The organism is Enterobacter sp. FUJ80071 (assembly GCF_038739915.1).
GTDB classification, from domain to species: domain Bacteria; phylum Pseudomonadota; class Gammaproteobacteria; order Enterobacterales; family Enterobacteriaceae; genus Enterobacter; species Enterobacter kobei.
The window spans coordinates 115,030-130,484 of the sequence record NZ_JBBXKH010000003.1 but is presented as its reverse complement, the minus strand read 5'-3'; the positions used below and the strand labels follow the sequence as shown (position 1 = coordinate 130,484).

The following is a 15,455-nucleotide window of genomic DNA, read 5'->3' as shown; positions in this document are numbered from 1 at the left end:
CATCATCGACGATAAGTACCGTCGGCTTTGCTATTGCCATTTTTCTCTCCCTCCGGGCGTTCAAGACTCTCGACTATCTCTTTGAATCGAAAGCGCCTCAGCAACTCGGCAAATTTTTCGCCCTCGGCTTTGCTGATCTGGTTAGCGGAAATATGTTTGTCCAGCAGTTCACGAAACCCTCTCACATAACCCAATCTGGCCATCTCTTTTAACGACTCAATCTGGACACGGGTAAGCTGCGAGCGTGGTTCATGTATTTCCGGCTGCTTTGGCGGCTGACATTCCGTGCGCCACTGGAGATGCAATATTTCACCGATGTTCTCCAGTAGTAAAGGGAAACGCAGCGGTTTAACCAGGTAGCGAACTTCCCCTTCGCCAGTGAAATGGCGGCATTTACCCTCATCCGCTTCCGCAGAAATCATAATTACCGGCGCTAATTGTCCCTTATTACGTAACTGACGTAGCAGTTCCCACCCCGACATTTCAGGCATTGCAACATCCAGAAGAAGAAGGTCGATATGATTTTGCCGGGCTAAATGTAGCGCGACATGACCATTTTCGGCTGTTAGCAGCGTGAAGCCTATGGGCGTGAGTAAATCCATCATCAGCTGCCGATGGGATTCATCATCGTCAACTACCAGCAGGGTGTGTCGCTTGCCTGGATATCCGGTGATTACCGCAGGCTCGGCGGGTTGGTAGGCATCCCCGCTATAGCTTGGCAGCATCAGGGTGAGTTTAAACGTTGTGCCTTCGCCACGGATGCTTTCCACCTGGAGATCGCCACCCATGATATAAGTCAGAAGCCGGGTAATCGTCAGCCCAAGGCCCGTCCCGATCCGACGACTATCGCCGGATACGCGTTCGAAAGGCTTAAAGATGCGTTCCAGGTTCTCAGGGGCGATGCCGATGCCGGTATCGTGAACCGAGAAAAACGCCACCTCGCTACGATACTGGAAATCGAGGGTTACACTGCCTCTGTCCGTGAATTTAACCGCATTAGAAAGCAGATTGATAAGAATTTGCCGGAGGCGTTTCTCATCCGTCATCACCGCCTCGGGCAGCCAGTGTGGGGCGTTGTAGTGAAATGTCAGTCCTTTATCGCTGGCCTGTTGTTCAAACATGGCGACCAGTTGCTGCACCAAATCGCCAATGCGCACTTCTTCACGATATATTTCTAATTTTCCCGCTTCAATTTTCGAAATATCCAGTAATCCCTCAATTAGATTAGCCAGATGCTCGCCGCTTCTGCGCATAATACCGATACCGCGCTGCCGGGCTGGGGGGATATCATCAGCACGTTCGAGTAATTGCGCATAACCCAGCATCGCATTGAGCGGCGTTCTGAGTTCATGAGTAATGCCGGTGAGATAGCGGCTTTTGGCCTGATTAGCATCGTCGGCATCTTCCTTTGCCTGCTGCAATTGCCGGTCCGTCGCTTCATGGGCAATAATTTCTTTCATCAGACGGTCGCTTTGCAGGCGCAATTCCTCTTGCGCAATCTGGCGACTTTTATTTGTCAGGACAAATAGCCAGGTGGTGACGCCGGTTACGATAAGCAGGATAAAAAAAACTTTCCATAACGCCGCGGCGAGAAGGTCCTGCTCGCTGCCGAATTCATCGCGCATCTGAGCGAAAACCAGCATCAAAAGCAGACCGATGACGGAACTGAATAACAGCAAAATGCTGATAAAACTCCACACTCTGGGATCAATTTTGCGTAATGATTTTTCTTTAATAAATATCCCGATAAGCTTTGAAGCCTGTTCCGTATAGCGCGCATGAGGTTTGCAAGTATCGTTGCACTGGACATCGAGAGAACAACATAGTGAGCAAATACTGCCCTGATAAAAAGGACAATAGCTCATCTCTGGTTTTTCAAAATAATTACCGCAGACACAGCATTCCGTTGCCGTGACCTGCACCGGCGTCCGGGAAAAATAGTAACGTCCGCGAGTCAGCCAGGCGATGAAGGGGGCGGTGATAAACGTCAGACACAACGATAACATTGAGGCAAAAACCTGTAGAGGATGACCAAGCCATCCCATCCAGGCTGAGAGACCGCAGAGCATGGCGAGCGTCATCGAACCGATGCCGACAGGATTGATATCGTAGAGATAGGCCCGGCGAAACTCTATTTCCGCTGGTCGTAATTTAAGCCACTTATTTAACGTGAGATCGGCAACCACGCTGCCAAGCCAGGATGTGGCCGCCACCGCATAAATGCCCAGGATATCCTCAAATACGCGATAAACGCCAAGTTCCATCAATAACAGAGCAATACCGACATTAAAAAACAGCCACACGACGCGCCCTGGATGACGATGGGTCAGGCGCAGGAAAAAATTAGACCATGCGATCGAGCCGGCATATGCATTGGTGACGTTAATTTTGAGCTGGGAGAGCACCACAAAAATACCGGTTAATGCCAGTAGCGTTGATGATGAATGGGTGACATAGCTAAATGCCACCAGATACATATGGGTGGGTTCGCTGGCCAGTTCCGCGCCGAGTCCGTAATTAAACGCCAGCACGGCGAGGAAGGAGCCGAGCAGGATCTTGATGGCGCCGATGACAACCCACCCCGGACCTGCGGCAATTACTGCGCCATACCATCTCCAGCGGGCCGGATGTTGTGGCTTTGGTAAAAAACGAACCTGATCGACCTGCTCTCCCACTTGACTTACCAGTGAGAGCAGTACGGAACAGACGGCGCCGAGCTGAAGGAAATCGAAAGAACCATCGCGGGCTGTAATAAAACCAGGGAAGTCGATCCAGTTTTGCAGCACATGATGTTCACGTATTAAAATGAAAATAAAGGGTAATAGCTGTAGCGCCAGCCAGCAAAACTGGGTGAACTGCTGAAAACGGGAAATAAAAGTGAACCCCCAGGTGACGAGGGGAATAACAACAACGGAACCAATCAGATAACCAAAGTGCAATGGCAGGCCAAACAGCATATTAAGCGCCATCGCCATAATAGCGGCTTCCAGGGCGAAAAATATAAAGGTGAAAGAAGCATAGATTAACGAGGTCACCGTGGAACCAAGGTAGCCAAATCCGGCGCCGCGGGTCAGCAAATCAATATCCAGGCCGTTTTTTGCGGCATTAATGGCAATCGGCATTGATAGCGCAAAGATAATAATGCTAACTAAGATAACCGCCACCACCACATAATTAAATCCATAGGTTAACGTCAGCGCGCCGCCAATGGCTTCAAGCGCCAAAAAGGTAATTGCGCTGAGCGCTGTCATAACAACTCGCTTTGCGCTCCAGCGTCGTGCCGAGACCGGCGTATAGCGGAGCGCAAAATCCTCGAGAGTCTGATTGGTCACCCACTGGTTGTAGCGTCTGCGCGATTTAAACGCCTTTTGCTGAACGGTCATTCACTGCTCCTGAAATGATGAAAATGCTGAACTTAACCACAGGCGCGTCTTAGTATTTTCTTGTTATCGCGCACGTGAGCATGTCTTGATTATGAGAATTAACCAATACGTTAAATGACGTAGCCGCTGCGTTACCTCGCGCATTGTTGGATTGCTGGACTCTCTCGCATGATAGCCCCAGTTGAGATGAACCATAACGATTATGAGGGCTACCATGAACATTCGTGATTTACCCCAGCCACATAGCAATATGAAAATCCCGAGCCCAGGCCGGTTTCACCAGGCGTGCCTCAAAGCGAAACTTTTGGCGATTGCCGGCCTGATGATGGCAGCTAATACGGCCATCGCCGCCCCGGCGACGTCAGTGGTTAATACCACGGGCCTGGCGGTCACCGACAATAGCGTCAAGGTCGGGATACTGCATTCATCCACAGGCACGATGGCCATCAGTGAAACCGGCTCGATTCAGGCTGAAAAGCTGGCTATTGAGCAGATTAACGCTGCCGGAGGGGTACTGGGGAGAAAAATTGAATATGTACAGGAAGACGGGGCCAGCGACTGGCCGACCTTTGCAGAAAAAGCGCGTAAGTTACTGGTCAGTGATAAGGTCGCCGCTATCTTCGGCGGCTGGACTTCGGCTTCCCGCAAAGCCATGCTGCCGGTACTTGAGCAATATAACGGCATGCTCTATTACCCAACCTTTTACGAAGGGCTTGAGCAATCGCCAAACGTTATTTATACCGGACAGGAAGCTACTCAACAGATAATCTCCGGCATTGATTGGGTAGTTAAAAATAAACATGCAAAAACCTTCTACCTGCTTGGCTCTGATTATATTTGGCCGCGTACTGCAAACAAAATCGCCCGTCACCATATTGAAAAGCTGGGGCTGAAAGTCGTTGGCGAAGATTATTACCCACTCGGTAATACGCAGTTCAATTCGGTTATTAACAAAATAAAACTCAAGAAGCCTGATGTTATCTATGCCATTGTTGTCGGCGGTTCGAATGTGGCCTTCTATAAGCAATTGAAGGCGGCGGGGATCGATATGACGCAGGAGAAACCGCTGCTGCTGACCATCTCCGTCACGGAAGATGAGATCCGCGGTATTGGCGGCGAAAATATCGTCGGCGCCTATGCCTCGATGAAGTATTTCCAGAGTATGGATAATCCGGAAAATAAAAGCTTTGTCGCCGCATTTAAAAAGCGCTGGGGTAATGACATGGTTATCGGCGATGTCACTCAGGCGGCCTATCTTGGCCCATGGTTATGGAAAGCGGCGGTTGAGAAAGCTGGCTCGTTCGACGTGGACAAAATTCGTAAGGCCTCGCCCGGTATTGAGTTCAAAGATGCGCCGGAAGGGTATGTACGCATCCATGATAACCATCATCTGTGGTCCAAAACGGTTATCGGTCGCGCTCGTGCGGATGGGCAGTACGACGTGATTTATCAGACGCCAGAACTTATCGAACCGAACCCATTCCCGAAAGACTAACCGACGCTTCCCCCCATATAGCGTGGGGGGTCTTTGACTTCACCGAGGATACTTCCATGTTCAGCGATTATAACTTCGCCGATTTGGCTTCCATTTTTGTCATGCAGGGGTTTTCGGGGCTCAGCCTGTTCGCCGTGTTTGTTCTGATGTCGCTTGGACTCGCTATTATTTTTGGCCAGATGGGCGTGATTAATATGGCTCATGGCGAGTTCATGATCCTGGGTGCTTATGTCACATGGTTGACCGGTAAGTTTTTCAGCGCTTATCTGCCTTCAATCTTCGGCATCTACTTCTTTGTTGCCATTGCCCTTGCTTTCCTGTGTACCGCCTTGCTGGGTACGCTCGTTGAGAAAATCCTGATACGGCATCTGTATAAACGCCCCCTCGACACGCTGCTGGCGACATGGGGTCTGAGCCTGATTCTACAGCAGTGCTATCGTTCGCTATTTGGTCCCCGCGAAGTCGGCGTTGACTTACCTTCATGGCTAATGGGGTCGTATCAGTTTGCCGACAATATTGATATTCCTGTTAATGGGGTATTTGTTCTGCTGCTGACCGTAGTTATTACCGCTTTTACGGCCTGGCTGATTTATTTCTCCGCCTGGGGAATAAAAGTCCGCGCGGTGGTACTTAACCGCCAGATGGCCAGCGCGGTGGGTATTAATACGGCTCAGGTCGATAGTCGAACCTTCGCACTTGGGTGCGGCATCGCCGGGATCGCCGGAAGCGCCTTTACCATGATCGGCTCAACAGGTCCAACGGCTGGCCAGCAGTATATCGTTGACACCTTCCTGGTGGTGGTGTTTGGCGGCGCGCAAAGTTTGCTCGGCACGCTCGCCTCCGCATTTGCCATTTCACAATCGCAATCCACGCTGGAGTTTTTCCTGAGCGGTTCAATGGCGAAGGTGATTACGCTACTGATCGTGGTCGGCATTCTGCTATTGCGTCCGCAAGGTCTTTTCGCCAACCGGGTCCGCCGCTAGGAGTTTATGATGAAACGCATGCAAAATTATCCGCTACTGGGTATTGCCCTGGTGATAGGCCTTATTTTTATCGTCATGCCGCTAACCCTGGATCTTTTCCGTTTAAACCTGATCGGTAAATACCTGACTTATGCATTTGTTGCCGTCGGGCTGGTACTTTGTTGGGGCTACAGCGGTATTCTGAGCCTGGGGCAGGGCATCTTTTTTGGCCTCGGCGGTTATTGTATGGCCATGTTTCTCAAGCTGGAAGCTTCCTCGCCAGCGGAAACAAAAATGCAAACCACCCCGGGCATCCCGGATTTTATGGACTGGAATCAGCTAACCGCTTTGCCCTCGTTCTGGCAGCCATTCCATTCTTTTAGTCTGACAATTCTGGCTATTTTAATCGTGCCCACTATTTGCGCATGGATTCTCGGCAGCGCAATGTTTAAACGCCGCGTTGGCGGGGTGTACTTCGCTATTATCACCCAGGCTATCTCCGCGATCCTGACGATTCTTATTATCGGACAACAGGGTTACACCGGGGGAATTAACGGCATCACGGATTTACGCACGCTTTTAGGTTGGGATATCCGTACTGATTCTGCACGCTATATCCTCTACTTTATTAATGCTGTTTTACTGATGCTGGTTGTGAGCGCGGGCTATTTTATTGTGAATAGCAAGCTCGGCCGACTGATGGTTGCCATTCGCGATAAGGAAGACCGCGTTCGTTTCTCTGGTTATGATGTCGCGAATATCAAAACGGTGGTTTTCTGCATTAGCGCTCTGTTTTCGGCGATCGGTGGCGCGATGTTCACTCTGCAAGTAGGGTTCATGTCGCCAGGGTTTATTGGCACTGTTGCTTCAATTGAAATGGTCGTTTTCTGTGCCGTGGGCGGGCGAGGTTCTTTGCTGGGGGCAGTATATGGCGCCCTTATCGTCAATGCCGCCAAGAGCAGTATTTCCGAGTCTTTTCCTGAACTCTGGACGATTGCCATGGGCCTGCTCTTTATTGCCGTCGTGCTGATTTTCCCGAAAGGACTGGCAGGGCTTTATCAGCAATATATTCACCCGATCGTGATGTCGCTGCTGCGCAAAAAGAGTATGACCAAACCCAGAGTAAACACCGGAGTGCTGAAATGAAAAATCCGATAAAAGAAATAATTTTAGCGGTAGAGGGATTAACCGTTTCATTTAATGGCTTCAAAGCCGTCGATGATTTTTCAATGTACATCGATGAGGGGCAGATTTACGTTATTATTGGCCCAAATGGCGCGGGTAAGACAACAGTGCTTGATCTCATTTGCGGGAAAACAAAGCTAACCAGCGGCAGCATCAAATTTCGCAATAAGGAACTGAGTAAACTTCGGGAAAATAAAATTGTTCATGAAGGGGTTGGGCGTAAATTCCAGAATCCATCAATCTATGAGAACTTAACGGTATTTGAAAATCTCGAGTTATCTTATCCCAAAGCCAGAACCGCGTTGGGCGCCATGTTCTTTCGTCGCACGCCAGAAATAATCGCTGCGGTCGAACAGGTTGCTGGCGAAATTTTCCTTGCCGATTACCTACATACGCAGGCTGACCTTCTCAGCCATGGGCAAAAGCAGTGGTTAGAAATAGGGATGCTACTAATACAAGATCCTAAGCTCATGATGCTGGACGAACCCGTGGCAGGCATGTCTGTCGCCGAACGCCAAAAAACCGCGCAGCTCCTGCGCAAAATTGCCGGGGGACGTTCTGTACTGGTGATTGAACACGACATGCAGTTCGTCGAAGACATTGCCGATCATGTCACCGTCATGCACCAGGGAAAAGTATTGTCGGAAGGTAGCATCAATAAAGTCAAAAACGACCCTCGGGTTATTGACGTTTATCTTGGTCATTAAGGAGACACGGATGCTGAAAATTTCTGATTATGCTGTCGCATATGGTCAGAGCCAGGTCATCAGTGGACTGAATCTGACGTTAGCAGAGGGTGAAATCGTCGCTCTGGTAGGGCGCAATGGTATGGGTAAAACCACGCTGATGAAATCACTGATTGGTATGATACCGTCCTGTGCCGGTGAGTTAGAGTTTGCCGGTACAAATATTACCGGCTTGCTTAGTTACCAGCGCGTTCAGCATGGCATTGGCTTTGTCCCGCAGGGGCGAATGGTATTTTCAACCATGACGGTTGAAGAAAATATAAAAACGGGGATTCGCCAATCCCGTTCGTTACAGGTTCCTGAATACCTGTATGACTATTTCCCTGTGCTGAAAGAAATGCGCAAACGGATGGCGGGAAATCTTTCCGGTGGTCAGCAGCAGCAGCTCGTTATGGCCAGAGCTCTCGCCGGTAAACCCAAATTACTTTTGCTGGATGAACCAACGGAGGGAATTCAACCGTCAATTATTAAAGAAATGGCAAAAATATTACGTAAGATTCGTGATGCAGAAGGGTTGACCATATTAGTTTCCGAGCAGGTTTTAAGCTTTGTACTCGATGTGTCAGATAAAATTGTTGTTATTGAGAAAGGCAATATTGTTCATCAACAGGCGCGTTCTGGTGCTGATGAAGAACAAATTGCGTCATATCTGTCGGTTTAAATTTATATCACCAACTTAACTACGAGAGGTCTGCTATGGGTAGCACCGGAAGTGTAAGCTCCTGGGATGAAGCGTTATTAATTGCCGCCATCCAATACCCCGTTCCCGTTATTAAAGGACCGGAGGATATCCAGATACAGGTCGATAAGATTTGTAAGGCCGTTGACTCCACCAAAGCCGGATATCCGGGACTTAATGTTATCGTCTTCCCGGAATATTCAACCCAGGGACTGAATACTAAAATCTGGACCTATGACGAGATGTTACTCACTCTCGATAGCCCGGAGATTGGTCAGTTCAAAGAGGCCTGTATCCGCAACGGCATCTGGGGGGTATTTTCCTTAATGGAACGCAATGAAGACCCGTCTCTTCCACCGTACAACACCGCTATTATCATTAACGATCGGGGCGATATCGCTCTGCATTACCGCAAGCTGCAACCATGGGTTCCGATTGAGCCCTGGATGCCGGGAAATATGGGAATGCCGGTATGCGATGGGCCTAAAGGTTCTAAACTCGCCGTCTGCATATGCCATGACGGCATGTTCCCGGAACTGGCGCGTGAGGCTGCTTATAAAGGCTGCAATGTCTATATCCGTATTTCGGGCTATTCCACGCAGGTGAACGATCAGTGGATCTGGACCAACCGGACGAATGCCTGGCAAAACCTGATGTATACCGTTTCGGTGAATCTGGCCGGTTATGACGATGTCTTTTATTACTTCGGCGAGGGTACGGTCTGCAATTATGACGGTAACGTCATTCAGCAGGGGCACCGCAACCCATGGGAAATTGTTACCGCAGAGCTGTTCCCGCGCCTGGTGGATAAAGCGCGTGAAAACTGGGCGTTGGAAAACAATATTTTCAACCTTGGCTGCCGGGGCTATGTCGGCAAACCGGGAGGCGAACGCGAGAATTACCTGACCTGGGTGCGCGATCTTGCCAATGGCGAATACAAACTTCCGTGGGATGAAAATGTCAAAATTCGCGATGGCTGGAAGTATTATCCTGATGGGGTGCAATTAGGCCCGCTACCTAAATAAATTGAGTGTGCCAGGCGCTAAGTCAATCACTTTAAAGACTGAAGTCTGGCGCAGTAGCCCCTGAAAGTTGAATATCCAATTCCAATGAGTAGGGGGCTGAGCCATCCGGTAAGGGCTGAATTTGCCTGCGGGATTGGCTCAGCCCGCCAGACCGGTTTGGTGTTGCGCCGGACAATGTCCGGCGGCAAAGAAGGTAATGACTCCAACTTACTGATAGTGTTTTATGTTCAGATAATGCCCGATGACTTTGTCATGCAGCTCCACCGATTTTGAGAACGACAGTGACTTCCTGCCCAGCCTTGACAGATGCTGCCTCAGATTCAGGTTATGCCGCTCAATGCGCTGCGTATATCGCTTGCTGATAACGTGCAGTTCTCCCTTCAGGCGTGATTCATAAAGCGGCCAGCCATCCGTCATCCATACCACGACCTCAAAGGCCGACAGCAGGCCCAGAAGACGCTCCAGCGTGGACAACGTGCGTTCACCGAATACGTGCGCCACAACCGTCCTCCGTATCCTGTCATACGCGTAAAACAACCAGCGCTGGCGTGATTTAGCGCCGACATAACCCCACTGTTCGTCCATTTCCGCGCAAACAATGACGTCACTGCCCGGTTGTATGCGTGAGGTTACCGACTGCGGTCTGAGTTTTTTAAGTGACGTAAAATCGTGTTGAGGCCAACGCCCATAATGCGGGCGGTTGCCCGGCATCCAACGCCATTCATGGCCATATCAATGATTTTCTGGTGCGTACCGGGCTGAGAGGCGGAGTAAGTGAACTGTAGTTGCCATGTTTTACGGCAGTGAGAGCAGAGATAGCGCTGATGTCCGGCAGTGCTTTTGCCGTTACGCACCACGCCTTCAGTAGCGGAGCAGGAAGGACATCTGATGGAAATGGAAGCCACCCGCACAGCGCGCTGGGATATCACTCCCCGAGGGAATACCGGCAGCGGACATCGTTAACTTAAGATACAAAAGCTGTTCGGAGATGGAGGGTCAAGATCAGGGTGACCTGCGCCATGATGTTATCCGAGCCCTGTTTCCTAATCACTACACCGGTATTTGATTACCCAGGTCAACTTCAGGCTGTTACAGGGACGGCAACCGTGTCAGCACATCCTTGAGATAGGCATACGGATCGTGCCCATTATTACGGGCCGACTGGATCAAACTCATGATCGCAGCAGCGCGCTTGAGTATGCGAACCCACGCCGAGCATTTGAGAAGGCAACGGGATGAACGCTGGCTGGATAGCCGTGGTTTTCTGGGTAGGCAGCCGAATCCATTTGTGGTCGAGGTTGGCATTGAGGCTGTAGCCCAAGGCGATGTTTGCGATGGAGGCACCGGGTTCAGAACACTCCTGAATGACCTGAGCCTTGAAAGATTTGCTGTAGGTACGGCGCTGAGGGCGCATGGAAAATCCGCTTGATGGGCCATGGCCTTCGGCGGCGGTGTCGGGAAGGTGTGTTGGCCGGACGGATACTGTTGAACTACGTTGTCTGGGGCAACGGAAGTGTTTCGGCCCGACTCTGGAACGCGATCCGCAGCGACGACTGGGCAATTCCGCACGTTAGCCTGAGCAGCCTCGGGGAAATCGTCGTCTGGGCGCGCCCAGACGAGTTTCCGCCAAGGAACATGCAGACGAGCAAGGGGCTGCGGGCACTCGGCTACAACGTGAGGATCGGTGTTTGATCGAGGCGCCTGTGGTACACGCAGGCTGACGAGCCAGGCGCTGTCCATTGCCTGATCAGACCGCCCCGCTGCGCCTTGCCTGAGCAGTTGACCTGCATCAATGGGGCGGGAGAACGCTGCACATTGATTCTTGAAGTTATTCATAGTAGGTCTAATATTACAAAGTATTGCAAGGATTTCCTTGGCCGGAACCGCAAAGCGACGCGATTGGAGAGGGTGAGATGAAAGCGCACCTACAGGTGATTTTCACGCTCGATGAATTGGCTGCGTACTTGAAAGTCGGCAAGCGGACGCTTTATCGGCTCGCCGCACACGGGGAAATTCCGGCTTTCAAGGTGGGCGGGACGTGGCGGCTTCGTCAAAGTGAAATCGATCAGTGCATCAATGATCAGACCCGAGCCGGAGCAAAGAAGGAGGTGATGCGCAAGCGTGAACAGCAGAAGTCATCCGAGCAGCCCGTGTCGCCTGGGCGCACTGCCCGTCACAGCAGGCAAAGGGCTTGAGTAACTCGTTTTCCAATTTTTCTGGAGGTATGACATGGACATCGATTTCAAGAAGTTGGCTCCCTGGAACTGGTTCAAGAACGAGCAGCAAGAGCAGCAGACCGTCTCTTCCCTGCCGGTGCAGCGCAATGACCTGCCAGCGGCGAGCGGGCCAGTCAGCCCGATCCTGCAACTGCATCGGGAAATCGACCGGCTGTTCGATGACGCATTCCGGGGCTTCGGTTTTCCGGCGTTGAACATGCCGCAGTGGCCATCCGATTGGTCGGGCATGCTGAAGCCGGCCCTGGACATCCAGGAAACCGACAAGCAGTACAAGATTACCCTGGAAGTGCCCGGTGTCGAGGAGAAGGACATCCAGATAACTCTCGACAACGACGTGCTGATGGTGCGTGGCGAGAAGCGCCAGGAACAGGAGAAGAAGGAAGGTGGCTTCCACCGTGTGGAGCGCTCCTACGGCAGCTTTCAGCGTGCCTTGAACCTGCCTGACGACGCCAACCAGGATTCGATCAAGGCATCGTTCAAGAACGGGGTGCTCACGGTCACGATCGACAAGCGCGAGGTCAGCGCGCCGAAGCAGGGACGCTCGATCCCGATCAACGGCTGACGTCGCCGGCTCGTTCGTCACAAGAAAAACCCGGCACGAGACGAGGAGTCGCGGCTCGCGATGCCTCGTCGCCTCAACCTTGTCAACCTTCTCAGGAGCATCAGCATGGCCAGAAAACAATGCCAGGTCTGCGGCCAACCCGCCACCGTGCGGGTGGAAGCCAATCTCAACGGTCGTAACAGCACCATGCTGTTGTGCGACGACCATTACCGGCAATTAGTGCGCCAGCAAAAGCGCACCGTTTCGCCGCTGGAAGCCTTGTTCGGCTCGCGCAGCGGCCTGTTCGAGGACTTCCTCGGCAGTGACTTCTTCCGCATCGGCGAAGACGCGACGCCAGTTGCCGCCGATACCGATGACGTGGTCGATGCCTCGTTTGGCGAGCCCGCCACCGCAGGTTCGGGTGCGCCGCGCCGTCGCGGCAGTGGGTTGGCCAGCCGCATCAGCGAACAGTCGGAAGCCTTGCTGCAGGAGGCCGCCAAACACGCTGCCGAATTTGGCCGCTCCGAGGTGGATACCGAACATCTGCTGCTGGCGCTGGCCGACAGCGACGTGGTCAAGACCATCCTGGGTCAGTTCAAGATCAAGGTCGATGACCTCAAGCGGCAGATCGAGTCTGAGGCCAAGCGCGGGGACAAGCCCTTCGAGGGCGAGATCGGCGTGTCGCCGCGCGTGAAGGATGCGCTCAGCCGCGCCTTCGTGGCCTCCAATGAACTCGGCCATTCTTATGTCGGTCCAGAGCATTTCCTGATCGGTCTGGCCGAGGAAGGCGAAGGGCTGGCCGCCAACCTGCTGCGCCGCTACGGCCTGACGCCGCAGGCGCTGCGCCAACAGGTCAGCAAGGTGGTCGGCAAGGGCGCCGAGGATGGCCGCGCTGAGACGCCGACCAACACGCCAGAACTCGACAAGTACTCGCGCGACCTGACCAAGATGGCGCGCGACGGCAAGCTCGACCCGGTGATCGGCCGCGCGCAGGAGATCGAAACCACCATCGAGGTGCTGGCCCGGCGCAAGAAGAACAACCCGGTGCTGATCGGCGAGCCGGGTGTGGGCAAGACCGCCATCGTCGAAGGGCTGGCGCAGCGCATGGTGGCGGGTGAAGTGCCCGAGACCTTGCGCGACAAGCGCCTGGTGGAACTCAACATCAACGCCATGGTGGCCGGCGCCAAATATCGCGGCGAGTTCGAGGAGCGCGTGCAGAAGGTGCTGAAGGAGGTGACCGAGCACCAGGGCGAGCTGATTTTGTTCATCGACGAGGTGCACACCATCGTCGGTGCCGGCCAGGGCGGTGGCGAAGGCGGGCTGGACGTGGCCAACGTGTTCAAACCGATGATGGCGCGCGGTGAACTCAACCTGATCGGCGCCACGACGCTGAACGAGTACCAGAAATACATCGAGAAGGATGCCGCACTGGAGCGGCGCTTCCAGCCGGTGACGGTGCCCGAGCCGACGGTGGCCCAGACCATCATGATTCTGCGCGGCCTGCGCGACACCTTCGAGGCGCACCACAAGGTCAGCATCTCCGAAGACGCGATCATCGCGGCGGCCGAGTTGTCCGACCGCTACATCACGGCGCGCTTCCTGCCGGACAAGGCGATCGACCTGCTCGACCAGGCGGCCGCGCGCGTGAAGCTGTCGGCCACGGCCCGGCCGGTGGCCGTGCAGGAGCTGGAGTCCGAACTGCACCAGCTACGGCGTGAACAGGATTACGTGGCCGCGCGCAAGCAGTACGACCAGGCCGCCGAGCTCGGCAAGCGCATCGAAGCCAAGGAGGCCGAGCTCAAGAAGCTCGTCGAGGACTGGGAGCGGGAGCGGGCCTCCGGCAGTGCCGAGGTCAAGGCGGAACACGTGGCGCAGGTTGTCTCGCGCCTGACCGGCATCCCGGTCAACGAGTTGACGGTGGAAGAGCGCGAAAAGCTGCTGCACCTGGAACAACGGCTGCACGAGCGCCTGGTGGGACAAGACGAGGCGGTCCGTGCCGTGGCCGATGCCGTGCGGCTATCCCGCGCCGGCCTGCGCGAAGGCAGTAAACCGGTGGCTACCTTCCTGTTTCTGGGCCCGACCGGGGTGGGCAAGACCGAGCTCGCCAAGGCATTGGCCGAATCGATCTACGGCGATGAGCACGCCCTGTTGCGCATCGACATGTCGGAATATGGCGAACGCCATACCGTGGCGCGGCTGGTGGGCGCGCCTCCGGGCTATGTCGGTTACGACGAAGGCGGTCAGCTCACCGAGAAGGTGCGGCGCAAGCCCTACAGCGTGCTGCTGCTCGACGAGATCGAGAAGGCACACCCTGACGTCTACAACATCCTGCTGCAAGTGTTCGACGACGGTCGCCTCACCGACGGCAAGGGCCGGGTGGTGGATTTCACCAACACCATCATCATCGCCACGTCCAACCTGGGTTCGGACATCATCCAGCGACGGCTGAAGGCGCGTGAGGCGGCTGGCGAGGAGTACGAAAAGACCAAGGCCGAGGTCATGGACGTGCTGCGCGGCCACTTCCGGCCCGAGTTCCTCAACCGCATCGACGAGATCATCGTCTTCCATGCGCTGGGCAAGGAGGAGATCCGCCACATCGTCGGCCTGCAGCTCGATCGCGTGGCGCGCAGCGCCGCCAGTCAGGGCGTGACGCTCACTTTCGATCAGACGCTGATCGACCATTTCGCGGAAGAAGGCTACAAGCCCGAGTTCGGTGCGCGTGAACTCAAGCGCCTGATCCGCAGCGAGCTGGAAACTGCGCTGGCGCGCGAGATGCTCGGTGGCGGCATCGGCAAGGGCGATCACGCCAGCGCACGCTGGGACGATAAGGCCGAACGCGTGGTGTTCGAACGCAAAGAGCCACCGCAGACCCCGGCCGAGCCGGAGCAGCCGGATGTCGCGAAGGCGACCGAGACGCCGCACGGCGACGCTGGCAAAGACTCGAGCAAGAAGAAGTCGGCGAGCGACGCATCTTGATGGCGGGCGAGGCTGCCGTGTCCGACCCCATCGGCCTGGCATGGGCAGCCTCCCTGGCATCGATCGCGGTGGCGGTTGTGGCCGCGGGTCACGCGGTCGTCTACAAGCGTGATCCGCGGTCGGCCACGCCGTGGGGGCTGCTCATCAGCGGCGGCACTGCCCTCCCGCTCGCTGGCCATCCGTTTGCGTGACGGTGCGGCCCGTCTGTTCACCTGATCCTCTGGCA

At 54.1% G+C, this 15,455-nt stretch carries 14 protein-coding genes and 1 pseudogene; 11 read left to right on the top strand and 4 right to left on the bottom strand.

Translation table 11 applies throughout. From position 1 onward, the window contains the following. Window positions 1-2 precede the first annotated feature (2 nt). Window positions 3-3,383, bottom strand: a complete 3,381-nt coding sequence (locus tag AAER43_RS25625; protein ID WP_032435659.1) for an ATP-binding protein — start codon at window positions 3,381-3,383, stop codon at window positions 3-5. Window positions 3,384-3,705: 322 nt separating this feature from the next. On the opposite strand from AAER43_RS25625, the gene urtA reads away from it, so the two are divergent. From urtA to AAER43_RS25595, 6 genes are read left to right on the top strand one after another with little or no spacing between them, the layout of a single operon-like run. After that, window positions 3,706-4,878 (top strand): urea ABC transporter substrate-binding protein, encoded by a 1,173-nt coding sequence (urtA, locus tag AAER43_RS25620; RefSeq protein ID WP_223176254.1) that lies wholly within the window; start codon window positions 3,706-3,708, stop codon window positions 4,876-4,878. A 56-nt stretch (window positions 4,879-4,934) separates the two neighbouring features. Beyond that, complete coding sequence (urtB, locus tag AAER43_RS25615) at window positions 4,935-5,861, top strand: urea ABC transporter permease subunit UrtB (protein ID WP_004181993.1); 927 nt, start codon at window positions 4,935-4,937, stop codon at window positions 5,859-5,861. Between the two features lie 9 nt (window positions 5,862-5,870). Further along, window positions 5,871-6,986 carry an urea ABC transporter permease subunit UrtC gene (gene urtC, locus AAER43_RS25610; protein ID WP_004181994.1) on the top strand — a complete coding sequence of 372 codons (1,116 nt, stop codon included), beginning with the start codon at window positions 5,871-5,873 and terminating at the stop codon, window positions 6,984-6,986. Further along, window positions 6,983-7,732: an urea ABC transporter ATP-binding protein UrtD gene (gene urtD, locus AAER43_RS25605; protein WP_004181995.1), complete on the top strand. Its 750-nt coding sequence runs from the start codon at window positions 6,983-6,985 to the stop codon at window positions 7,730-7,732. The genes urtC and urtD overlap by 4 nt, the downstream gene beginning before the upstream one ends. 10 nt (window positions 7,733-7,742) lie before the next feature. Beyond that, window positions 7,743-8,432, top strand: coding sequence for an urea ABC transporter ATP-binding subunit UrtE (gene urtE, locus AAER43_RS25600; RefSeq protein ID WP_004181996.1), 690 nt, complete (start codon window positions 7,743-7,745; stop codon window positions 8,430-8,432). Window positions 8,433-8,467: 35 nt separating this feature from the next. Then, window positions 8,468-9,475 (top strand): formamidase, encoded by a 1,008-nt coding sequence (locus AAER43_RS25595; protein WP_231082207.1) that lies wholly within the window; start codon window positions 8,468-8,470, stop codon window positions 9,473-9,475. A 207-nt stretch (window positions 9,476-9,682) separates the two neighbouring features. Here AAER43_RS25595 and AAER43_RS25590 read toward each other — a convergent pair. The 3 genes and pseudogenes from AAER43_RS25590 to AAER43_RS25580 all read right to left on the bottom strand — a co-directional run bounded on the left by AAER43_RS25590 (window position 9,683) and on the right by AAER43_RS25580 (window position 10,889). Then, window positions 9,683-10,380 (bottom strand): IS1 family transposase gene (locus tag AAER43_RS25590; RefSeq protein WP_224252199.1). Its coding sequence is split into 2 segments (ribosomal slippage): window positions 9,683-10,131 and window positions 10,131-10,380, totalling 699 coding nucleotides; the frame shifts between segments, so codons are not numbered across the junction. A gap of 184 nt (window positions 10,381-10,564) precedes the next feature. After that, window positions 10,565-10,681 (bottom strand): annotated as a pseudogene (locus AAER43_RS25585) (transposase domain-containing protein); the annotation flags it as partial. After that, on the bottom strand, window positions 10,626-10,889 hold the full coding sequence (locus AAER43_RS25580; protein WP_004118209.1) for a transposase: 264 nt from the start codon (window positions 10,887-10,889) through the stop codon (window positions 10,626-10,628). The pseudogene AAER43_RS25585 and the gene AAER43_RS25580, both read right to left, overlap by 56 nt. A gap of 14 nt (window positions 10,890-10,903) precedes the next feature. Here AAER43_RS25580 and AAER43_RS25575 point away from each other — a divergent pair, with 14 nt between their 5' ends. From AAER43_RS25575 to AAER43_RS25555, 5 genes are all read left to right on the top strand, one after another. Beyond that, entirely contained in the window at window positions 10,904-11,167 is a 264-nt protein-coding gene (locus AAER43_RS25575; RefSeq protein ID WP_004118208.1) for a hypothetical protein, read from the top strand. 221 nt (window positions 11,168-11,388) lie between these two features. Further along, window positions 11,389-11,670, top strand: coding sequence for a helix-turn-helix domain-containing protein (locus AAER43_RS25570; protein WP_004118812.1), 282 nt, complete (start codon window positions 11,389-11,391; stop codon window positions 11,668-11,670). A gap of 34 nt (window positions 11,671-11,704) precedes the next feature. Next, window positions 11,705-12,274, top strand: coding sequence for a small heat shock protein sHSP20 (gene hsp20, locus AAER43_RS25565; RefSeq protein WP_004118809.1), 570 nt, complete (start codon window positions 11,705-11,707; stop codon window positions 12,272-12,274). A 105-nt stretch (window positions 12,275-12,379) separates the two neighbouring features. Continuing rightward, window positions 12,380-15,229 (top strand): heat shock survival AAA family ATPase ClpK, encoded by a 2,850-nt coding sequence (clpK, locus tag AAER43_RS25560; RefSeq protein ID WP_004118202.1) that lies wholly within the window; start codon window positions 12,380-12,382, stop codon window positions 15,227-15,229. Continuing rightward, window positions 15,229-15,420, top strand: a complete 192-nt coding sequence (locus AAER43_RS25555) for a hypothetical protein (protein WP_001446316.1) — start codon at window positions 15,229-15,231, stop codon at window positions 15,418-15,420. Before clpK ends, AAER43_RS25555 begins: the two co-directional genes overlap by 1 nt. Window positions 15,421-15,455 lie beyond the last annotated feature (35 nt).